The organism is Methylomonas rivi (assembly GCF_024505165.1).
Taxonomy (GTDB): Bacteria; Pseudomonadota; Gammaproteobacteria; order Methylococcales; family Methylomonadaceae; genus Methylomonas; species Methylomonas rivi.
In genome coordinates this window covers 35621-56442 of record NZ_JANIBK010000010.1, presented here as the reverse complement: position 1 = coordinate 56442, position 20822 = coordinate 35621, and the positions used below count along the sequence as shown (strand labels likewise).

Genomic DNA, 20822 nt, shown 5'->3' with positions numbered 1-20822 from the left:
GTGGCCGGCAACACCGGCGGCACCGGCGCGGCGGCGGTTACCAGCCTGAAAAACACCGGCCGTTCGCCGGAAATCGGCATCGCCGAAGTGCATCAGGCGCTGGCGGCAAACGGCTTGCGCGACAAAGTCGTGCTGCGCTGCAGCGCAGCACACCAAAACGGCGTCGACGTGGTCAAATCAGCCATACTCGGCGGCGACTCCTTCGAATTCGGCACTACCGCGCTGATGATGCTGCGCTGCGTGATGGCGAAAAACTGTAACATCCGCTGCCCGGCCGGCTTGACCACCGCCCATGAAGAATTCAAGGGCGACCCGCGCGTTTTGGCCCAGTTTTTCATGAATCTGGCTCATGAAGTGCGCGAAATTCTGGCCAACCTCGGCTACGGCAGCCTGCGGGAAATTCGCGGCAAAACCGAACTGCTGCACTTAATCAACCACTCCAGCATGGTCGGTCAAATTCATCTGCACAAACTGTTGGCGGAAATCCAGGAAATTAAAATCGAAAAACCGATTTATCTGGAAAAAGATTTTGCCATTGACGACAAAATTTTCGCCCAAGTCAAAACGGCCCTATTCGAACAAGGCCAAAAACAGGTGGTCGTCGAAGGCGACGAATTCAAACTGAACAACCGCAACAAAACGGTGGGCGGACAAACCGCCATCGACATCGAGCGTTTATTGCAGTACGGCCTGGATGCCGACCAACTGGCCGCGTCAAAAATCATCTATACCAACCAGCATGGCCGCCGCTATCTGGCCGACGACACCATCATCGTCCGCACCCACGGCTCCGCCGGACAAAGTTATGCCGCATTCAACAACGACGGCATGCGCATGGAACACACCGGCACCTGTAACGACGGCGTCGGTAAAACCGCTTGCGGCGGCACTATCGTCATCAAATCGCCCGGCGGCGGTTCCCAAAAACCGGGCGAAAACGTGCTGATAGGCAACTTCGCACTGTTCGGCGCTTCCGGCGGCAGAACGTTTATCAACGGCGAGGCCGGCGACCGCTTTGCGGTACGCAACTCCGGCGCCATGGCCGTTGTGGAAGGCGTCGGCGACTTCGGCTGCGAATACATGATCAACGGCGCGGTTTTGAATCTGGGCGGCTTCGGCAAAGGTTTCTGCACAGGTATGTCCGGCGGCAACGCCTACCAGTACGACCCGGAAAACCGCCTGGGGGACCTGTACGATAAAACCTCCGTCAGCATACACAGCCTCGCCGACGGCTCCGAGGCGGCCGCCAGCCATGAACAATTCGTTCTGTACATGCTGGAGCAACACATCGAGCACACCGGTTCGGAAAAAGCCAAAACCATTCTGAGCAACTGGCCCGAAGAGCGCCGGCATTTCAAATTCGCGCTGCCGTTGTGGCTGAACAGAACCCAAACCGCGGAATTCCTCAGCCAATCCATGGACCGCAAGGCCATGATCGAGGAATTATCCGTGGCTTACGCGCAGAAACAAATCGAGCTGATCAAACAGGCTTATAAAAATAACACCACGTTATTTAACGGCGCCATCCCCGGTTACGGCGATATCGACAGCGAATTGACCTTAAAGCTGATCAATAGCTACGCCGTTATCGACAAGGCGCAACAAATTGCCAAGGACCAACTGGACAAAGCCGGCCAGCCGCTGACGGAAGCGCTGATCGACAAACACGCCCGCAAATTGGTGATGGACAGACCGCGCAAACTGCAGGACGCCTTGATCAAGAATATCCGCGAAGCCTATAGCCAATACGACGACGGCCAGTTGGCGACCCTGATGGCGGAAAAACGATTGAACGACTACAAAACCACCCTGATGCTGCGCGACGTGCAAAGCATCTATTCCATCGGCTCTACAGCCTGGATCATCGAACAGGACAAACTCAACCGTCAGGCCCTGGCCGGGTTACCGTCCATCGATAAAAACCTGGCAAGCCTGGAAAGCATGGCCATAGTCAAGGACATGCTGGAAAACGAAGCAGCCTAATAAACTGATTAGGTAAGCTGGGTTAAGCGAAAGCTCAACCCAGCTTAATAACCTCTGCCGGGTTTCGCTCTGCTCAACCCAGCCTACGTTGAAATATATAGTGATCGATCCGCACAGAATCGGCTCAAAGTTGGTAAATAAATGAAAGCACCTTTTATCCCATTAAACGCCCCTTACAGTGATACTCAACGCGCCTGGCTGAGCGGCTTTTTCGCCGGCATGCACAGCCATATGCTGCATAGCGCCGGCAGCATTAATCAAGCCGATGCCCGTATTCTGCATATTCTTTACGGCAGCCAGACCGGCAATTCCGAATCGCTGGCCAACGATGCCGCCGCCAGGGCCAAAAGCCACGGCCTGCACCCCCTTGTTAAAAGCATGGACGAAGTGGAAATCGGCCAACTGGCTAAAATGGAATATTTGCTGATCATCACCAGCACTTACGGCGAAGGCGCCATGCCGGATAATGCCGAAATGCTGTGGGAAGCCGCCAACGGTGACGATGTCCCGCGTCTGGAAAATCTTAAATACTCGGTACTGGCCTTGGGCGATACCAGCTACGACTTGTTCTGCCAAGCCGGCATAGATTGGGATAACCGCTTGGCGGAATTAGGCGGCAAACGCCTGTTCGAGCGGGTCGATTGCGATGTCGACTTCGAATCGCCGGCTGAAAAATGGCTCAGCGAAGTGATTCCGCTGATGGCGGAAGGCGCCGCTACCGTGGCGGTCATCGATACCGAAAGCCATGCCGCAAAATCCGCTTATAACCGGAAAAACCCCTTCCCGGCCAAACTCAGCGTCAACCGTATTATCACGGCACTGGATTCATCCAAGGAAACCCGCCATTACGAAATCTCGATCGCCGGTTCCGGCTTGAGTTACGAAGCCGGGGACGCCATGTGCGTGATCCCCAGCAACTGCCCCGAACTGGTCGCCGCTATGTTAACGGCCCTGGGCTGCAGCGGAAACGAAGAAGAGCCGGTCAACGGCGAATTGATGCAGCTTTCGGAGGCCTTGCGCACGCAGTTTGAAATCAAGTTGCCCAGCAAGGAACTGCTGGAAGAAATCGCCAAACGCTCCGGCGATCACGATCTTAATGCCTTGCTGAGAGCGGGCGACAAAGACAAACTGAACGATTATTTGTGGGGGCGCGACACCCTGGACTTACTACTGCAATTCCCCGCCGTCGAATTTTCCGCAGCCGAGTTTTTACGCTTGCTCAAGCCGCTGCAACACCGCGCCTACTCCATTTCATCCAGCGGTAAAAAATATCCGGACAGCGTGCATCTGACCGTCGCCAGCGTGCGCTACGATGCTCACGGCCGCCACCACAAAGGCGTTTGCTCGACCTATCTGGCCGACTTGGCCGGCGAAGGCGGCGAAGTAAAAATTTTCTTTACCCCCAACAATAATTTCCGGGTACCCAACGACGATAGTCTACCGATGATCATGGTCGGCCCCGGCACCGGTATCGCGCCGTTCCGCGCCTTCCTGCAGGAACGCGAATTCCGCAATGCCGCCGGTAAAAACTGGCTGTTCTTCGGCGATCGCAACGCCGCCACCGACTTTATCTACCGCGAGGAAATCGAAGCCATGCAAACCAGCGGCCTGCTGACCAAACTGGATTTGGCTTTTTCCCGCGATCAGGCCGAAAAAATCTATGTGCAAGATCGCATGCTGGAAAACGGCGCCGAGTTATACGCTTGGCTGGAGCAAGGCGGCTACTTCTTCGTTTGCGGCGACGCTTACCGCATGGCCAAGGATGTCGACCAGGCCTTGCACGACGTGGTCCGCATCCACGGCAACAAAACCGTCACCGAAACCGTCGATTACGTCAACCAGCTGAAAAAGGACAAACGTTATGTGCGCGATGTCTATTAATAACCGGTTTTAACGGTATTTGTAAAAAGCCGTGGTTTCTACCGGAAGCCGCGGCTTTTTTTACTCATGTAATACTTACAACCGAGTAAACGTTTTCACATTAACCTAACCGCCGCGAAACCTTAAATCCTACTCGGAATTTTCGTTAGGCGAGTTATTTGCTATCATGCCGCCATTGCCGTCAATTAGGGATAACTCTATGTCTTTCAAAAATGTATTTTATTTTTCCGGGCTATTGGCCTGTCTCGGTGTTCCGGCCGCCGTGGCCGGCTTCGCGTCTGTTACGCCAACCATTACGACTTCAGGAGCATCAACCGTAGGTGTCGATAACGGCTATGCCGGTTTGAAATGGACCCTGGACGGTGGGTTTGCCCCGGCGATCGTGGTCGGCTATCGCCATGCCGAAGTCACTACTGGCGGGAACGCCCAAGGCGCGGATGTATCTTTCAGCTTCAATATTTTTAACGGCTTTGAACCCGGTAAGCTGCGGGTCAAATACTTCAACGGCCAAGAAAATATCCAGGGCGAAGTGGGCGCCGGCTATGATTTCAGCAAGGGTTTATTCGCCGGCATAGGCGCCCAGGGGCCGTTCTCTAATCTCGGCGTCGATTATAACTTTACCGATAGCAACCATTGGGAACCTTACTTCATTATCAATACCCTGGGCGAATACAATAAACCCAGCAGAAACACGATTATTAGCTGCCCGGCAAACTCAACCTATAATAATGCGACGGGTTTATGCGTCTTTAATCCGGCTTAAGTTCTCCGCTGGGTATGAGTTGCTATTTAGGGGGGCTGTTTTCAAAGGATAACCTCTGGTCCAGGCGCCGCTGGCTGAATAGCATTGCCATACTGTGCGGCGCTTGGCTGGGTAAATTCTCCGATACCGACGCTAAAGATTACGAACTCTCCCGCCATGAAGACACCCTACGCATCTTGGTGGACAGCATCCTTCCCGCGGACGATCTCACTCCCGCCGCCAGTACATTGTCCGTACACAGTCAACTTCTCGCAATCGCGCAACAGGATGCAACTCTGGGCAGGCTGATTTCTCAGGGCTGCGGCTGGCTGGAACAAACTTACGGTGCTTTGAGCGCGCTGAATACCGCCCAAATAGAGCAACTGTTGCAAGCCATGAGCGTAGCCGATTGGGAATCCGGCCCGCGGGTGTTTTTTCATGAAATTCGCGATCGTTCCGTACAACTTTATTATGCCGACTCGCGGTCATGGGCGGGATTGGCCGTTAACCGTCCGCCCCAATACCTCGGTTATCCCGCCGCCGTCGAAAAGTGAAATCCGCGGACGTAATCATTATCGGCGCCGGGGCCGCTGGCGCGGCCATGGCTTGGCGGCTTACTCAGCATGGTTTGAACGTGTTGATGCTGGATGCCGGCCCCCGTTATCAGCCGGACCGCGACTATAGGCTGCACACCGATGACTGGGAAATGGCGCAATTTCCTTACAAAGCGCATTCGAAAGGTCAATATAGCTTCGACATCGGTGCCTCGTTATCCCCTGAATGGGAAAATTTACGCTCATGGAACCTTGTGGCCGGCCCGCTGAATCGAACTAGAGTGCGAGCCGTGGCCGGCTCCGGCTACCATCACGTCCGCGGTATAGGCGGCAGTACCTTGCATTATACCGGCGAAGCGCATAGGCTAAATCCGCAGGCCATGAACCTTTATAGCCGGCATGGTGTTGGGGCCGATTGGCCGGTCAGCTACGCCGAGCTGGAACCCTATTATGTCATTGCCGAAAATCTGATCGGCGTGGCCGGACCCGACGACCAGCCGTTCCGCTGGCGCAGCCAACCATACCCATTGCCCGCTCATCCGTTTTGCAAGGCGTCCCGCCGCATAGCCGCAACCGGACCTCTGCTGGGCATGCGCTGGCAAGCCAATAGTCGGGCGGCCCTGTCCAAACCTTTCGACGGCCGTCCGGCGTGCAATTATTGCGGCAACTGCGGTTACGGCTGCCCGATAGGCGACAAGGGGTCGGCGGATGTTACCTTTATCCGTCATGCCTTAAACTCTGGGCGTTGCCTGATTGCAGCCGAAACAGTGGCAACCCGTTTGATCAGCGACCCCGGCGGACGCATAACAGGGGTCAACGTTATCGAAAACCAACAAACCAGCAAAAAATTGGAGGCCCCTATTGTTGTTTTGGCTGGAGGTGCCGTGGAAACCCCCCGTTTACTTTTAAATTCGGCAAATCGTGAGTTTAATCAGGGTCTAGCCAACAGCAATGGCCAAGTTGGCCGTAATTTTATGGACTCCCTGATTTGGGTCAGCACCGGCATGCTGGACACATCGGCGGATAGTTTCCAAGGCCTGCCCGCCGACGCCATTTGTTGGGATTTCAATGCGCCCGATGCCATCCCCGGTGTGGTCGGCGGTTGTCGATTTACCTCCTCTACCCAGGAAATCGGTTTGACGGGGCCTATCAACTATGCCAGACGAATTGTTCCTGGTTTCGGAGCTGCATTAAAGGCCGGGATTCGCAACTCGCTTGGCCACGCGGTATCGGTCTCCAGCTTTGGTGAAATGCTGCCCAACCCGGAAACCCGTATTGATATTGACACCAAGCAAACCGATGCATTCGGCTTACCCCTGGCGCGCATCCGTTCCCGGTTAACAGAAATGGATTTAAAGCGTTTGCGCTTCATGGCCCAGCAATGCCGGCGAATTATAGAAGCGACAGGCGCCGGCCGTTTGGTGGAGGAATTCGGCAGCTACGACCATTTCAGCGCCACCCATGTATTCGGTTCCTGTCGAATGGGAAACGACCCCAAAAGCTCGGTTGTCAACGCTTGCGGACGCGCGCACGAATCGAGCAATTTATACATAGCCGATGCCAGCATTTTCCCCAGTAGCGGAGGCGGCGAAGCGCCTTCGTTGACTATCCAGGCGCTAGCCTTGCGAATTGCCGACCTCATTGCCAGCAATGCAAAGGATTCATGAGGGTCATCGAAAGCCTCCGATCCCAAGGAATAGCGGCTTCTATTTTACTCGTCCGGAAAATGGCGGGCCGTTAGCCGGAATTTAACAAAGACATCATTTTTTAGCTTTGAATCCACCGAACAATCCGCTCAACTGCGAAGCGGCTTTATTTGCCTTACCGGCGGGTTTCCCGGCTTCCGCTTCGGTTTCTTGCGCGGCGGCCGGAGCCGATGCGGACTCGGCCTCCGTTTTTGCCGGCTGAGGCGGAGATTTTTTAAAACCGCCAAGCAAACCGGATAACCTGTCGTTTAAGCCCTTATCCGGTTGGGTATTTTTAACCGGCTCGGCCTGTTCCAAGGCTTCGACCCTTGCCTCGGCCACCGCCGGCATGTCCGCAACTTCGGCCGCTTCCGCTTCGATAACGGCCTTGCCCGGACTACCCAATTTTTCGTCCATTTTGGAGAATTTATCCATCGCCCGGCCGAACAGACCCTTCATTTTATGACCCGCCGCCGGTTTGGCTGATTCCGCCGCCGACGCTTTTGAAACAGCGGCTTGCGGTTTTGGCGTTACAGGGGCAGGTTCCGGTTTAATTGCCGGCGCGACCGGTCCGGTTTCCGGCGGCTTAACCGGCTCCGGCGCTTGTTGAACCGCCGTTTGGGCAGGCGCCTGAGCAACTGCCGCCGCCGCTGCCGGTTTTTCGTACGCTTGCTGGCGCGGCACGTCCGCATGCCGGTGTTGCAGTTGTTGCGCCAGTTGCAGTTTGTCCTGCTCCAACTGTTTTTGCGCCGCTTCGTATTGTTCGACGGCCAATTCCAATTTGACCAGTTGCTGGGTCTGAGTGTCCAAACGATTTTCCAGACTGCCGATCAGCATGTCCTTCTCGGCCAGTTTGGCCGTTTCGGCATGCAGGTTTAATTGCAGCTGGGTTTTGGCCTGTTGCTCATTCTGAAAGCGGTCGGCAACCCGGGCGATTACGGCTTCGTATTCCGGCAACAGATTTTCCGCGTCGGCCGCCGGCAAGTTATGCAGATTCAATTCGAAACAATCGACCAAGTTGACCAAGCTGCCGGCCAATAGCCGATTGCTTGTATTCAAGCGTAACTCGTTATCCGCGGCACGTTGCGACTCGGCCCGCGCGGCTTGCTCGGCAGCCGTCACCCGTTCCGCGGCTTCCGCCAATTGCTGTTGCAAAGTTGCCAACTGTTGATTGGCTTCGTCTAAACCGGCCTGGGTCTGGTCCTTGGCTTTGTTGATTTGGACAATGTTTCGTTTTAAAAACCCGATCCGAATACTGTAAAAAATAGCCGTCAGCAACCACACGGAAACCGCAAGACAAATGGCATATTCCCGATTATGCAGGGTCAATTGGTACCACTGTTGCAGCAATTCTTCAAAAAAAGGCACAAGTTTTTGCACGGTTTCCATTGCGGGTTCCTGTTTTATAATTATTTGAAAATCGGGTCATCGAAAAGACGACGGTAAAAGTGCGTATTGTATAACGGCCAGCTTATATTTCGTTGAGTAACGATAATTCGGCGGGATGCGGGGTCATGTAGAAAGACTCGTCGACAAAGGCATCCGGCTGTTTACGAAAATGATGCCGCAACAAGGTCAACGGCACGATCAAGGGCACGTTACCCTGACGGTAGCTTTCGATGGTATCCACCAACTCCTGCTTATCGTCGCTATCGATAGTACGCTTTAAATAGCCCTGAATATGCTGCAATACATTGACATGATTACCCCGAGTGGCGACGATCTTAAGGCAAGCCATTAATTCGGTAATGTAGCGTTGGGCAATCTCATCGAGATTATCGGCGCGCACTTCGGCAATCAGCCGCCCCAATTCCCTGGCCCGATTTTGCTCGTGGCTCATGGCAATCAATTTATGCCGGCTATGGAAGCGCATCAAGCCGTGGGCGGTTAACGGACTTTGGCACATTTGCCGCCAACGGTGGCGCACAAACACCCGTTGGATAAAGTTCTCCCGCAAGCCCGGATCGCCCAAACGGCCTTCTTCCTCGATGGGCAGGGTCGGAAACCGTTGCTGTAGATAGTCGGCAAACACCCCTACCCCGCTACGGGCCGGTATGTCGTTTTTATAGACTTTGACCCGCTCCATGCCGCAACTGGGCGAATCCTTCTTCAGAATATAGCCGCACAAACCATCCAGCCAGGGGCTTTGTTTTTCGGCTGTTTCCCGCAAGGCTTCCGTGACATCCAGACTGTGATCCTTGACACCCACCACCCGGATATGCGAACCGATGTCCCGCAACTGCACGGCCGGACGCGGTACGCCCAGGCCGGCTTCCACTTCGGGGCAAAAGGCTCTGAACTGAAAATATTGACCCAGGGTGCGTTCGATGTAACTGTGGTATTTGTGCGCGCCGTCGTAGCGGACTAAATTGCCCAGCAAACAACTGCTGATGCCTACTAAAATACTATCCATATTGGTGTTTACGGTTGAGGTTGCAAATAAATCAAATCCTGGGTCGGAAAACCCAGTCCCCGGGCCTTTTCCACCAAAGATTGCACTACGGCACCATCCAGGCTTGGGCTACGCGCTAAAATCCACAAATAATCGGTATTGGGGCCCGCAATCATCGCATACCGATAAGCCGCTTTATCCAGCGCGATGATGTTATAGGCCCCATAAAAAGGTCCGAAAAACGACACTTTCAAGCGACCCTCGTCCGGTCTGCCGATGAAATAAGCTTTGCCTTCGGCCGTTTGCCTTTGCTGCTCCTCGGCGTTGTATCCGCTGTTCAGCACCTTGACGCCGCCATCCTCGCGCAGGCTGTACTCGGCGGTAACCTGGGTCAAACCCCGCTCGAAGCCGTGATCCAGCCGGGCGATTTCATGCCAGGTGCCCAAATAACGGCTCAGTTCGAATCCCGTTACCGGCTCAACCCCTTCAGGTATGCCGGTGCAAGCCGCCAAACTCAAAACCGCAACAAAACATAAAAAACGCCGCATAGTACACCTATAGTTGTTGGCCAGCTTGCTGAAACAGCAGCTTGGCCCGCTCGCTACGTATACCGTGTTCCACCATCGGCGGCGGATAAGCGCCCGCCAATGGTTGTTTAAACCAGTTATGAATCAGCGTCGGCGCATAGCCGTTTAATTCGGGCAACCAGTATTTGATATACACGCAATCGGGATCGAATTTTTTTTGCTGTAGCCACGGATTGAAAATTCGGAAATAAGGCTGGGCGTCACAGCCGGTAGAGGCCGCCCATTGCCAGTTGCCGTTGTTCAGGCAAGGGTCGTAATCCAGCAAATGCCGGGCGAAATAGCGTTCGCCCCAGCGCCAATCAATATGCAAATCCTTGACTAAAAACGAAGCGGTTATCATGCGCACCCGGTTATGCATGCCGCCGGTCCGGTTCAATTGCCGCATGCCGGCGTCGACTATCGGAAAGCCCGTCTGCCCTTCCGCCCAGGCCTGGAATTCGTCCCTGTCGTTGCGCCAAGCTATGTTGTCGTAGCGTTGATGGAAGGCATGTCCGAACACCCGCGGAAAATGAAAGCCGATATGGGTAAAAAAATCCCGCCAATACAATTGCCGCAACAAGGGGTGTTCGGTTCCCAGTTTTTCCACCATCGCATAATAGGCTTCCCGGACCGAACAACAGCCGAACTTGAGATAGGCGGACAAATCGCTGGTGGCCGACAGCGCCGGATAATCGCGTTGTTGACAGTAATCCCGGCACCCTGATAACTCATCCAGCTGTTGCAAAGCCGCTTGCCGCCCGCCCGGCAAGGCATTGCGATGAACTTGCTGTAATCGCGAAATCAGATCGGTGTACTGTTCTCCATCAAGCCATTGTCCATCGGCCAGGCCTTGCGGCAACGCGACCGGATGCAAGCGGGCCCGGTTATAAAAGGCCGTGAATACTTGATATGCCGAACCGTCGCTTTTCAGGGCATGCTCCGGCTCATTGAGCAACGCGTCCGCATAGCTGCAAAAAGCCAGCCCCCGTTGCTCGCAAAAGGTTTGCAACTCGGCGTCGCGCCGGCGGCTGAAAGGGGTGTAATCGCGATTGACGAACACCGCCTCGATAGCCTGTTCCCGTTGCAAACGGCCGACAATTTGTTCGGGTTGCCCATGGTATAAACCCAGTCGGCACTGTTGCGCTTGAAACTGCTGCCGTAAGTCTTGCAAGGCTTCCAGCATAAATTGCAAACCGGGCCCGCTTTGATAGGGATGCTGTTCGATTTGGCGCGGGTCGAAAATAAAACAGGCCAATACCTGTTCGGACTGCTGCAAGGCCGCATTCAAGCCGGCATTGTCATATAAACGCAAATCGCGGCGAAAAATAAACAGGGATTTTGCGAACCTTTTCTTCATGCCGGGCTATACGCAATCGCCCCAGTGAATAATCATTTGCTGGCAGTTAAACAGAATATTGGGGTAATACTGGTAAATCACCCAGCGCAATGCCAAATCGCAATAGGCCGCCACCGTCAGCCAGCGCGCCACGCTGGGCCAAATGCGGCTGGAACTGTTTTTGGAACAGCGCCATACCGCGCCGGTCCAGTAAATCAACGGCATGGCCATTATCACATGCATGGTTACCCAACTGGCTACCGTAAAAGTGCCTTCTTGCACCCGATAGTCGATGTAAAACAAGATGCCGTTAAAAAAAATAAAGAAGGGCCAGAACGCATCTTTTAATTTCAAATAGCCCAGCCAGCTCCATTGCAGATAAAAATACAAGGTCGGCGGGGTGCGTTCTTCCCATTCCGGCAAAGGCGGGGGCGTAATGGCGTAAATCAGAACGGCGAACGCCAAGCCCACCAACAACGCTTCGTACCAGGCGATGAAAGAAGTAAAGGCAAATAATAAAGAGAGGCTGTCGATCAGCATGGTGATTATTGGGCGGGGAGCAGCAGATTGCGCAAGGCAACATCGAGTTGGGTAAATTCAAATACGTGGCCCTGGTCCAAAAGCCGTTGCGGAATGACGCGCTGGCTGCCAAGCACCAGCGCGGCCATTTCGCCCAGTAATAATTTCAACGCAAATTCCGGCAGCGGCAACAACAGGGGCCGGTTTAAAACCCCGGCCAAACAATTGCTGAACTCAGTATTGGTTACCGGAATCGGCGCCGTGGCATTATAAGCCCCCCGCATAGTGGGATTGTCTATCATGGCTTGCACAATTGCCAGCCAGTCGTGTATATGCACCCAGGACATCCACTGATCGCCCCGGCCCAAGCGTCCGCCCAAACCGAAACGAAACGGCAGCAACATGCGTTTCAGCAATCCGCCATTCCGTCCCAAAACCAAGCCTGTGCGTATCAGACAAACCCGCGTGCCGCCGGCTTCGGCTTGCAGCGCAGCCTGTTCCCAATCCGCGCATAATTGCTGGGAAAAATCGACCTGGGGCGAACTTAATTCGGTCAGCAATGCATCGCCCTGGTCGCCGTAAAAACCGATAGCTGAACCGTTAATCAATACATCCGGCGGGCTAACGGAACGGTTAATCCAGTTGGCCAGTTGCCGGGTAAAATCGATGCGGCTTTCTCGCAGTACCTGCTTACGCGCTTCGCTCCAGCGTTGATCGAAAATTCCCGCACCCGCCAAATTCACCACGGCTCTATAGCCGGAGGCGTCGGGCAAGTCTTCGGTTCGTGTCACGGCCTGAACCCGATTGCCGAACGCCCTCTGCACTTTGTCGGCACTGCGGCTGAAAATGGTTACGGGTTGATCTTCCTGCAACCATTTAAAGGTCAACGCACTGCCCAAAAAACCGGTACCGCCGGTAATTAAAATAGGTTTATTTGACATAGGCGCGCTCCGATAAAACTTAATTCAAGATCAGTCGTTTTCTTCCAGCGAAATCGGCCGCCCTTTTGGCAGCATCAATTTTGCCAACTGCCGATTTTTTAGCCAAACCAAAATCCTAAATCCCAACAAAAATACAACGATGGTCAGATAAAACAAAGGCTGAAACAAATTACCTTTAAGTTGCCAAAAATAATGAATAACGGCGGCACCGGCGGCGTAATAAATAAGCCTGTGCAGTTTTTTCCAGTTTTTGCCCAAGCGTTTTTTAGCCGATTTGGGCGAAGTAATCGCCAACGATAAGACAATAACATAAGCGATTACACCGAACCAAATATACGAACTCTCGATAATATCGATCCCTATTACCCCCCACTCGCCGGCATGATCGACAAACAAATAGCCCAATACATGTAAGGTGGCGTAAAAAAAGGCGTATAAGCCCAGCATTTGCCGATAGTCAGCCATTCCCCGCCATTTAGTCATGGTTTGAATGGGTGTGATGGCCAGCGTGAGGCAAAGAAAACGCAAGGACCAATCCCCCAGGCGAATATGAATAGCTTGAATCGGATTTGAGCCCAAATTATCGGTCGCAATATCCAATAACAGCCCAAACAAGGGCAGCAAACAGCCTATTGAAATCGCTATCCATGCATTATTAATACGCAGCCACATCAGTAAAAGTGCCGTAAGTCCATATCGCTATACAAAGAAGCGACTTGCTCGCCATAGCCGTTATAAAGCTCCGTTTGACGGCGCGGGGTAAAAAATCCGCTTCCCAGTTGGCGTTCGCTGAACTGGCTCCAGCGCGGATGCGGTACGGATGGATTGACATTGGCATAAAACCCATACTCGGAAGGCGCGAACTCATGCCAAGTCGTCATCGGCGCTCTTTGCAGCAACTCGATTTTAACGATGGCCTTGATGCTTTTAAAGCCGTATTTCCAAGGCACCACCAAACGCAAGGCGGCGCCGTTTTGCTTGGGCAGTACATCCCCATACATACCGGCCGCCAGAATCGTCAGCGGATGCACGGCTTCGTCGATGCGTAATGCTTCCACATAAGGCCAATTCAGCATGGCATCGATACGCTGCTTAGGCATGCTACCCGGGTCATATACCGAGGTAAATTTAACAAACTTGGCGCCGGACAAGGGTTTGACCCATTTGATGAGCTCCGCCAACGGAAAACCGACCCACGGCACCACCATGGACCAAGCCTCGACGCAACGAAAGCGGTAAACGTATTCTCTCAGCGTCTGCCGGCTCAATATATCTTCCAACTGATAATGGCCCGGCTTTTCCACTTCGCCGCCGATTTCAATCGTCCAATTGGCGGTCGGCAGCCTTTGCGCCAATTCGGTCGAGTCCTCTTTATTAAAAGAAAACTCATAATAATTTGTGTAGTTTTTTACCAACTCGGCCGGGGTTGTCGGGCCTAAGCCGCCGGAGTCAGTGCTGTCCGTTGGCTCCGGCCACCGCGGCTGGAGCTCTGTATTCGCCGAAACCGGGACAATACCGGCAGGAAGCAAGGCGCTCGCCAATAAGGCCTTGATAATTTTTCGCCGCTGTTGAAACACTAAAGGATCGGTGATTTCGCTCGCGGGGATGGTTTTATCTGTTTTTATAATCATCCCGAATTTACCTGCAGGTTGGGCCGTACCGAACAATGCCAGCGTGAAGTTACTTTTTGCCTTTAGGTATCAAACCCAGTAATTGTTTAAACTTACGCTCGGTTATAAAAGCCAGCGAAAACAACTGAATAAAATTTTCGGCTTCAATCAAATCCAAACCGATATTGACCGGCACCAATTCCTTGCGCGTGCCGAAAATCCGGTCCCAAATAGCCAGGACAATACCGTAATTGCTATCATGCTCCATGCGCAAAGTGGAATGATGGGTACGGTGCAAACAAGGCGTAATAATATAATTCGATAACAATTGCTCGTTCGGCACTCGAATATTGGCGTGATGAAAAAATATGAAGAATAATTCCACTATTTCAATTGACAATACCAAATAAGCATCGACTCCGACCACAATTACAAATACGCATTTATAGACTATTTCAAGTAACAGGTCGAATACATGAAAACGAAACCCCGTGGATACATTAAAGCTTTTATCGCTATGATGCACTTTATGAAAACGCCATAACCATTCATATTTATGACTGGCTACATGCCATGCATAGATAGCCAAATCAAAAAATGCGAACGCCAATAACCATTTTACCGGCCCGTTCCCCAAGCCGCTTAATAAGCCAATGGATGAAAATTGTTGCGCCACCAAAAACAAGGAAGACGCCCTTAAAATCGTTAAAATAACATTATTGATTAGAAAGGCAGTAGTATTGGTAACAATAGATTCCTTATAAACTTTTTGAGTGAAATTTCTATAAGGTTTAAATTTTTCCATGGCTAGCAATATCATAAATGCCAATATGGCCAACCCGAACAGAGCGCCGGTAAAAGCCATGTCACCCTTTCCAGCATGTTCCAAAGCCCCCATAGCGCCGCCCCTATCTATAAAACCGCTTAATCATTATTTTTGACCGGCGTTTAATAGCTCGGTCAATGCATTTATTTCGTTATTGGCATCGACTTGCCGGGTAATATCATACTGCACGCCGAGATAATAAATAACCCGATTTTTTTTATCGAATAGCGGAATAACCTTTAAATGGTTATGAAACAATGTGCCATCTTTTTTATAATTGCGCAAAGTCACTTCAACGCCCTCCCGCTTTCTCATGGCCTCGGCGATGAGATACCGGGCGGGTTGTTCTCTATCCTCGCCTTGCAGAAAGCGGCAGTTATGCCCGACGATCTCCTCTTGAGAATAGCCGGTTAAGCGTTCAAATGCTTTATTGGCGTATATTATCGGCGCATCCTCCAAATCCGGATCGGCCAAGGTAACGCCGTTAACGCACTCGTCCAAAATAGCGGACAATACTTGCGGAATAATGCCAGAGTCTTTATCAACAATAAAATTCATGCTCGCGCTCCAATTCAGTCTATTTTTTTATACTTGTCAATTGCATTCGATGGCAATCAGATTTTTTATATTTTCCACGGTATTCTCGGCGCCGTCCTCGATAGCATAACGAATCAGTTTTTCAAACGGACGCATGAAGATTTCCAATTCCAGTAATTCAAAGCGAAAAGTCAGACGGGTAGGTTTCTTTTGGTCATCGGCATCTACAATATAACTGTGCTTATAAGGCTGATCCATACCCATTAAAATTAATTTGTCATGCGGTTTAAAATCCGTGATGGTAAAAGTCGATTCGATTTCGGTGTCGTTATCCTTGCGCACTTGTTTTGCTTTTGCCCCGACAAACATCTTATGGCCGTCCAGCGGCTCGAATTTGACCACTTCGACGGCCCATTTCGGATAATTATCGAAAAATCGTTCCCCGACATAAGCGAATACATCGGGGAGCGGTTTATCTATTTCTATACTGGCCTCGCCGACAACCGGTTTGGTCGAATCAAACGGTAACTTCAAATGCATGACAATCCCCCAGATTAAAACCGAACATTTTCAACTCGAGCAATATAGTTTCTGAAAAAACTTCATCGTCATTACCCGCCATCTTCCAGGACATTTATCGTTGAAAAATGTTTAAAATGCAGCTTATTTAAATTAACTTATTCATGGCTTCACCATTTCAAAATTATTTAGCCAGGTTCCGTTAGCCGCTTTTCCCTAAAAACGCAAATTCCACCGTACAATAAATGAGACAACCCCGCATATAAAAATACTTTTTGATAGTTTTCATCGATTTCGACCTGATTGACCGTTGAATAGTATTCCACGGATATAATCAGCAGCAATAAAAAAGCGCCCAGCGCCACGATGGCAGTGTAATTGCTGCTGACTTGATGGAAGCCGTATACCGCTATTTGCACCAAACACAGATATATCAATACCAAGCGTAAATTATTAGCCAGGGGGCCGTATAAATCGCTGGTATTTTCGAAAAAGAATTCGCTACCCGTCAAAGACAATATACTGGCCAACAAAATGACTATGACGGAGGCGTTAAAGTTAACCTGCAAAACGATTTGCAGAATATTTAACGATGCATGAGATAAAGAGCGGGTATTCATGGTTGATACCTCTTATTGTAAAAAAATACCCTCCCGGAGTACTGCATTGGGAGGGTATATAGAGGAGGACGGTTATGAGGTCATGACGGGCTCTTGTGAAATGGCCTGGATAGGCTCGCCGCCTAACTCGTATTGGGTTTCCACTACCGCCGGTTCGGCTTCCGGCTCGGGAGGCGCAATGGTTTTTCCCTGCATCAGCTCATCGATCTGGTACTTATCGATAGTTTCCCAATCCAGCAGCGCGTGAGCCATGTTGTGCAGAATTTCGATATTTTCCTTCAGAATGGTTTCCGCCCGGTTGTAATTGCTATCGATAACGGCGCGTATTTCTTCGTCTATGGTTTGCGCCATTTTTTCCGACATCGGTTTGGCCTGCGGCCCCATATAACCGCCTTCGTTGTCGCCATAATCCATGGGCCCGAGTTTGTCGGAAAGCCCCCACTTGGTCACCATGTTTCTGGCCAACTGCGTGGCGCGCATAATATCGTTCGAGGCGCCGGTGGTGACCTTGTTTTTACCGTAAATCAAGGCTTCCGCAATCCGGCCGCCGAACAAACTGGAGATTTGGCTTTCCAATTTGTCTTTACTGGCACTGTACTGGTCCCGCTCCGGCAAGAACATGGTAATACCCAACGCACCACCGCGCGGCATGATGCTGACTTTATATACGGGGTCGTGCTCAGGCACCATGCGGCCGACAATGGCATGGCCGGCTTCGTGGTAAGCCGTCATCAACAAATCTTCGCGGCTCATCACCATGGTGCGTTTCTCCGCTCCCATAATCATTTTGTCGCGGGCTTTGTCCAAATCGTTCATGGTCACCACGCGCTTATTGTTGCGGGCGGCGAACAGGGCGCCTTCGTTGATCAGGTTGGCTAATTCGGCACCGGAAAACCCCGGCGTACCGCGCGCTAAATCGGTGATATTCACGTCATCCGCCAAAGGCACCCGCTCGCCGTGTACTTTAAGGATTTGTTCGCGGCCCTTGATGTCCGGCAAGCCGACTTGCACCTGACGGTCGAAGCGGCCCGGCCTCAACAAGGCTTTGTCGAGCACATCGGCGCGGTTGGTGGCGGCGATGACGATAATGCCTTCATTGCCGCTGAAACCGTCCATTTCCACCAACAACTGGTTCAAGGTTTGCTCGCGCTCGTCGTTACCGCCGCCCATGCCGGCACCGCCGCGCTGGCGGCCGACCGCGTCGATTTCGTCGATAAAGATGATGCAGGGCGCCCGCTTCTTGGCTTGTTCGAACATGTCCCGCACCCGGGAGGCACCGACACCGACGAACATTTCCACGAAATCGGAACCCGAGATGGAGAAAAACGGCACCCCGGCTTCGCCGGCAATCGCCCGCGCCAACAAGGTTTTACCGGTGCCGGGAGGGCCGACCATCAATACTCCGCGCGGAATTTTGCCGCCCAGCGCTTCGTACTTGCCGGGATCTTTCAGGAAATCGACCATTTCCACCACGTCTTCCTTGGCTTCTTCAACCCCGGCGACATCTTTAAACCGCACCTTGACTTGGTCTTCTTCCATCAATTTGGCGCGGCTTTTACCAAAGCCCATTTGGCCGTCGCGCCCGCCCGCCATCTGAGATTGCTTGCGCATGAAATACACCAGCACCGCAATCAACAATAAAGTGGGCGCCCAGGAGATGAAAATATTCATCAGGGTAGACGGCGGCTGCGGCTTTTCGACCTTGATCTTGACGCCGTACTCCAGCAACTCGTCGATCATGCGCATGTCGTTGGGGTTATAGGTGGCAAAGCGGGTACCGTTATTGCGTTTGCCGTCCACATAATTGCCATCGACCACCACTTCGGTCACCACTTTATTCCGCACATCCTCGATAAAGTCGGAATAGGAAATTTCGTAATGCGGGTCGTATTCGGGCATGTTTCGATTGAATATCGAAGACACCACTACCCCGATCGCCGCGACGATGACGACAAAAAATAAAATTTTCTTCATGATAGGTTCTCCTAACTCATTTTTCGCTGGAGAAATATTTGAAAAAATCGGAATTCGGCTTTAACACCAAGGTATCCTGAGTATTTTCAAATGAGGCTTGATAGGCCTGCAGGCTGCGGTAAAAGGCATAAAACTCGGGGTTTTTGCCGAAACTTTTCGCATAAATCTCGGCCGATTCCGCATCGCCGCGGCCGCGCAGGTTCTCCGCTTCCCGTTGCGCGTTGGCGACGATCACCTGCTTTTGCTTGTCGGCTTCCGCGCTGATCAATTCGGCGCTTTCGGCGCCTTGCGACCTGAATTCCCGCGCCACCCGTTCGCGTTCGGCGCGCATGCGCTGAAATACCGAGCTGCTGACTTCCTGCGGCAAATCGATGCGTTTAATGCGGATATCGATCAGCTCGATACCGAATTTTTGCGCCGCCGGCGACAATTTCTCCAGCAAGGTATCGCGCAATTCGCTGCGGTCTTCCGAGATCAGCTGTTTGATGGTGCGCACGCCGAATTCGCTACGCATGGCATCCTTCATGATCTGGTCGAGGCGCAAATTGGCTTGAAACTCGTCGCCGCCGACCGTGGTATAAAAAAGACCCACATCACCGATTCGCCACTTGACGAAAGAGTCGACAATAACGTTCTTCTTTTCGGAGGTAAGAAAACGCTCGGACTTGGCGTCCAAGGTCAGCACGCGCGCATCAAACGTACTGACATTATTGATGATGGGGGTCTTAAAATGGAGTCCGGGCTTTAAGTCGGAAGTAACGATTTCGCCCAAACGAAACAGGATGGCTCTTTCATGCTCGTTAACATGAAAAACCGACATAGCCGCCAAGCCTAAAAAAGCCAGGCTGACCGGAAAAACGACTTGTGCTTTGTTCATTATCTGCTCCTGCTGGGACGTAATTCACTAGACGACGAGCTGCGCACATGGTTTTTGTCGGCGCTATGTTGCTCAATATGCGATTCAGGTTCGCTAACCGCCGCGCTGGGAGCCGTTTGAGGCGCGGATGTTTGTTGTAACGGCATATAAAGCGCGGGCGGCTGGTCGGTGTCGACCACGATTTTATTGGTCGAGCTGTAGAGTTTTTCCTTGGCTTCCAGATACAAGCGTTTGCGGGTGATAGCCGGGCTTTTTTCGTATTCCACCAGCAGCTGATCGAAACGTTCGGTTTCGCCCTTGGCTTTCGCCACCTTACCCGCCGCATAGGCTTCCGCTTCCTGCAAAATACGGGAAGCCGCGCCGCGCGCCTTGGGAATGATCTCATTGCTGTAGGCTTCCGCTTCGTTGATCAGGCGTTGTTTGTCTTCCCGGGCCCGAATCGCATCTTCGAAAGCACCCTGTACTTCTTCCGGCGGCTGGGCGTCTTGCAGATTGACGCTGGCTACGATAATGCCGGCCTTGTATTCGTCCATGGCTTCCTGGATCTCTTCCTTGATTTCCGCCACGATTTGGCTACGGCCTTCGGTCAAGACGAAATCCATGTTGTTGCGGCCGATCACGCCCCGTAACACGCTTTCGGTCAACTGCTTCAAGGTATGTTCGTTGCTTTTAACATTAAACAGATAATCCCTGGCACTGTTGATTTGGTATTGCACGGCCAGGCGCACCGCGATGATATTCTCGTCGCTGGTCAACATTAAAGACTCTTGCGGAATCACGGAAGACTTGCTGACGCGGGTCGCATCGCTATAACCCACTTCGATGAAACGTTGTTGTTCGACATTGACCACGCCGACCGATTCGATCGGCAGCGGAATGTGCCAGTGGGGGCCCGGCAGGGTGGTTTCGGTATACGCGCCGAAACGGGTGACTACACCGCGATTACCTTGATCGATAATATAAATACCGCTGATCAGCCAGCCCAATACCAATGAACCGCCCAATACGCCGGCGATTTTCGACAGGGAAAACAGTTTTTCATGTTCGTGGTAAAAATCGACCGTTTTATCGGAAATGGCTTTCCATTGTTTTTCAAACTCCATTTTCCAATCCGGTGGCGGCGTTTGTTTATCGGTATTGTGGTTTTCTGAAGACATAGTCACTCCTCTTGTTGCGTAGATAGCCTAAGCTCGGCATTCGTTGTTATTTTTAGCAAATACTTGCCTAATTAGATACATTATTTCTTGGTTCGAAACAAAA

Annotated in this window: 20 protein-coding genes; 5 read left to right on the top strand and 15 right to left on the bottom strand. The window is 52.1% G+C overall.

Going from position 1 to position 20822, the window contains the following annotated elements; genetic code table 11:
• The 5 genes from NP596_RS03630 to NP596_RS21975 all read left to right on the top strand — a co-directional run.
• A partial coding sequence (locus tag NP596_RS03630) for a GltB/FmdC/FwdC-like GXGXG domain-containing protein (RefSeq protein WP_256613869.1) occupies positions 1-1983 on the top strand: 1983 nt, incomplete at its 5' end.
• 141 nt (positions 1984-2124) lie between these two features.
• Positions 2125-3864, top strand: coding sequence for a diflavin oxidoreductase (locus NP596_RS03625; protein WP_256613868.1), 1740 nt, complete (start codon positions 2125-2127; stop codon positions 3862-3864).
• A 199-nt stretch (positions 3865-4063) separates the two neighbouring features.
• Positions 4064-4627: a hypothetical protein gene (locus NP596_RS03620; RefSeq protein WP_256613867.1), complete on the top strand. Its 564-nt coding sequence runs from the start codon at positions 4064-4066 to the stop codon at positions 4625-4627.
• A 14-nt stretch (positions 4628-4641) separates the two neighbouring features.
• Positions 4642-5160 (top strand): gluconate 2-dehydrogenase subunit 3 family protein, encoded by a 519-nt coding sequence (locus NP596_RS03615; RefSeq protein ID WP_256613866.1) that lies wholly within the window; start codon positions 4642-4644, stop codon positions 5158-5160.
• Positions 5157-6827 carry a GMC family oxidoreductase gene (locus tag NP596_RS21975; RefSeq protein WP_256613865.1) on the top strand — a complete coding sequence of 557 codons (1671 nt, stop codon included), beginning with the start codon at positions 5157-5159 and terminating at the stop codon, positions 6825-6827. The genes NP596_RS03615 and NP596_RS21975 overlap by 4 nt, the downstream gene beginning before the upstream one ends.
• A 93-nt stretch (positions 6828-6920) precedes the next feature.
• Here the strand turns inward: NP596_RS21975 and NP596_RS03605 are convergent, their stop codons facing one another.
• From NP596_RS03605 to hflK, 15 genes are all read right to left on the bottom strand, one after another.
• The gene (locus NP596_RS03605) at positions 6921-8234 is read right to left on the bottom strand and encodes a hypothetical protein (RefSeq protein ID WP_256613864.1); all 1314 of its coding nucleotides are present in this window, start codon (positions 8232-8234) and stop codon (positions 6921-6923) included.
• Positions 8235-8316: 82 nt separating this feature from the next.
• The gene (locus NP596_RS03600) at positions 8317-9258 is read right to left on the bottom strand and encodes a YbgA family protein (protein ID WP_256613863.1); all 942 of its coding nucleotides are present in this window, start codon (positions 9256-9258) and stop codon (positions 8317-8319) included.
• 8 nt (positions 9259-9266) lie between these two features.
• Positions 9267-9785, bottom strand: a complete 519-nt coding sequence (locus NP596_RS03595; RefSeq protein WP_256613862.1) for a lipocalin family protein — start codon at positions 9783-9785, stop codon at positions 9267-9269.
• Between the two features lie 7 nt (positions 9786-9792).
• On the bottom strand, positions 9793-11160 hold the full coding sequence (locus NP596_RS03590; protein ID WP_256613861.1) for a cryptochrome/photolyase family protein: 1368 nt from the start codon (positions 11158-11160) through the stop codon (positions 9793-9795).
• A gap of 6 nt (positions 11161-11166) precedes the next feature.
• Entirely contained in the window at positions 11167-11679 is a 513-nt protein-coding gene (locus tag NP596_RS03585) for a hypothetical protein (RefSeq protein WP_256613860.1), read from the bottom strand.
• Between the two features lie 5 nt (positions 11680-11684).
• Entirely contained in the window at positions 11685-12599 is a 915-nt protein-coding gene (locus NP596_RS03580; protein WP_256613859.1) for a TIGR01777 family oxidoreductase, read from the bottom strand.
• Positions 12600-12629: 30 nt separating this feature from the next.
• Positions 12630-13271, bottom strand: coding sequence for a protein-methionine-sulfoxide reductase heme-binding subunit MsrQ (msrQ, locus tag NP596_RS03575; protein ID WP_256613858.1), 642 nt, complete (start codon positions 13269-13271; stop codon positions 12630-12632).
• Complete coding sequence (gene msrP, locus NP596_RS03570) at positions 13271-14230, bottom strand: protein-methionine-sulfoxide reductase catalytic subunit MsrP (protein WP_256613857.1); 960 nt, start codon at positions 14228-14230, stop codon at positions 13271-13273. The genes msrQ and msrP overlap by 1 nt, the downstream gene beginning before the upstream one ends.
• Before the next feature lie 49 nt (positions 14231-14279).
• Positions 14280-15107, bottom strand: coding sequence for a sterol desaturase family protein (locus tag NP596_RS03565; protein WP_256613856.1), 828 nt, complete (start codon positions 15105-15107; stop codon positions 14280-14282).
• A 33-nt stretch (positions 15108-15140) separates the two neighbouring features.
• Positions 15141-15593: a PAS domain-containing protein gene (locus NP596_RS03560; RefSeq protein ID WP_256613855.1), complete on the bottom strand. Its 453-nt coding sequence runs from the start codon at positions 15591-15593 to the stop codon at positions 15141-15143.
• Positions 15594-15629: 36 nt separating this feature from the next.
• Positions 15630-16112, bottom strand: coding sequence for an SRPBCC family protein (locus NP596_RS03555; protein ID WP_256613854.1), 483 nt, complete (start codon positions 16110-16112; stop codon positions 15630-15632).
• Positions 16113-16279: 167 nt separating this feature from the next.
• Positions 16280-16711, bottom strand: coding sequence for a hypothetical protein (locus NP596_RS03550; RefSeq protein WP_256613853.1), 432 nt, complete (start codon positions 16709-16711; stop codon positions 16280-16282).
• A gap of 72 nt (positions 16712-16783) precedes the next feature.
• Complete coding sequence (ftsH, locus tag NP596_RS03545; protein WP_256613852.1) at positions 16784-18685, bottom strand: ATP-dependent zinc metalloprotease FtsH; 1902 nt, start codon at positions 18683-18685, stop codon at positions 16784-16786.
• Positions 18686-18701: 16 nt separating this feature from the next.
• The gene (gene hflC, locus NP596_RS03540; RefSeq protein WP_256613851.1) at positions 18702-19562 is read right to left on the bottom strand and encodes a protease modulator HflC; all 861 of its coding nucleotides are present in this window, start codon (positions 19560-19562) and stop codon (positions 18702-18704) included.
• Entirely contained in the window at positions 19562-20719 is a 1158-nt protein-coding gene (hflK, locus tag NP596_RS03535; protein WP_256613850.1) for an FtsH protease activity modulator HflK, read from the bottom strand. Before hflK ends, hflC begins: the two co-directional genes overlap by 1 nt.
• Positions 20720-20822: the final 103 nt, after the last annotated feature.

Coding starts and splice junctions, on each gene's coding strand:
- ftsH (WP_256613852.1), bottom strand. CDS start 18,685: ATGAAGAAAATTTTATTTTTTGTCGTCATCGTCGCGGCGATCGGGGTA.
- NP596_RS03580 (WP_256613859.1), bottom strand. CDS start 12,599: ATGTCAAATAAACCTATTTTAATTACCGGCGGTACCGGTTTTTTGGGC.
- NP596_RS03590 (WP_256613861.1), bottom strand. CDS start 11,160: ATGAAGAAAAGGTTCGCAAAATCCCTGTTTATTTTTCGCCGCGATTTG.
- NP596_RS03555 (WP_256613854.1), bottom strand. CDS start 16,112: ATGCATTTGAAGTTACCGTTTGATTCGACCAAACCGGTTGTCGGCGAG.
- NP596_RS03600 (WP_256613863.1), bottom strand. CDS start 9,258: ATGGATAGTATTTTAGTAGGCATCAGCAGTTGTTTGCTGGGCAATTTA.
- NP596_RS03595 (WP_256613862.1), bottom strand. CDS start 9,785: ATGCGGCGTTTTTTATGTTTTGTTGCGGTTTTGAGTTTGGCGGCTTGC.
- NP596_RS03620 (WP_256613867.1), top strand. CDS start 4,064: ATGTCTTTCAAAAATGTATTTTATTTTTCCGGGCTATTGGCCTGTCTC.
- NP596_RS03565 (WP_256613856.1), bottom strand. CDS start 15,107: ATGGGGGCTTTGGAACATGCTGGAAAGGGTGACATGGCTTTTACCGGC.
- msrQ (WP_256613858.1), bottom strand. CDS start 13,271: ATGTGGCTGCGTATTAATAATGCATGGATAGCGATTTCAATAGGCTGT.
- NP596_RS03625 (WP_256613868.1), top strand. CDS start 2,125: ATGAAAGCACCTTTTATCCCATTAAACGCCCCTTACAGTGATACTCAA.
- NP596_RS03560 (WP_256613855.1), bottom strand. CDS start 15,593: ATGAATTTTATTGTTGATAAAGACTCTGGCATTATTCCGCAAGTATTG.
- msrP (WP_256613857.1), bottom strand. CDS start 14,230: ATGATTATAAAAACAGATAAAACCATCCCCGCGAGCGAAATCACCGAT.
- NP596_RS03585 (WP_256613860.1), bottom strand. CDS start 11,679: ATGCTGATCGACAGCCTCTCTTTATTATTTGCCTTTACTTCTTTCATC.
- NP596_RS03605 (WP_256613864.1), bottom strand. CDS start 8,234: ATGGAAACCGTGCAAAAACTTGTGCCTTTTTTTGAAGAATTGCTGCAA.
- hflK (WP_256613850.1), bottom strand. CDS start 20,719: ATGTCTTCAGAAAACCACAATACCGATAAACAAACGCCGCCACCGGAT.
- NP596_RS03550 (WP_256613853.1), bottom strand. CDS start 16,711: ATGAATACCCGCTCTTTATCTCATGCATCGTTAAATATTCTGCAAATC.
- hflC (WP_256613851.1), bottom strand. CDS start 19,562: ATGAACAAAGCACAAGTCGTTTTTCCGGTCAGCCTGGCTTTTTTAGGC.
- NP596_RS03615 (WP_256613866.1), top strand. CDS start 4,642: ATGAGTTGCTATTTAGGGGGGCTGTTTTCAAAGGATAACCTCTGGTCC.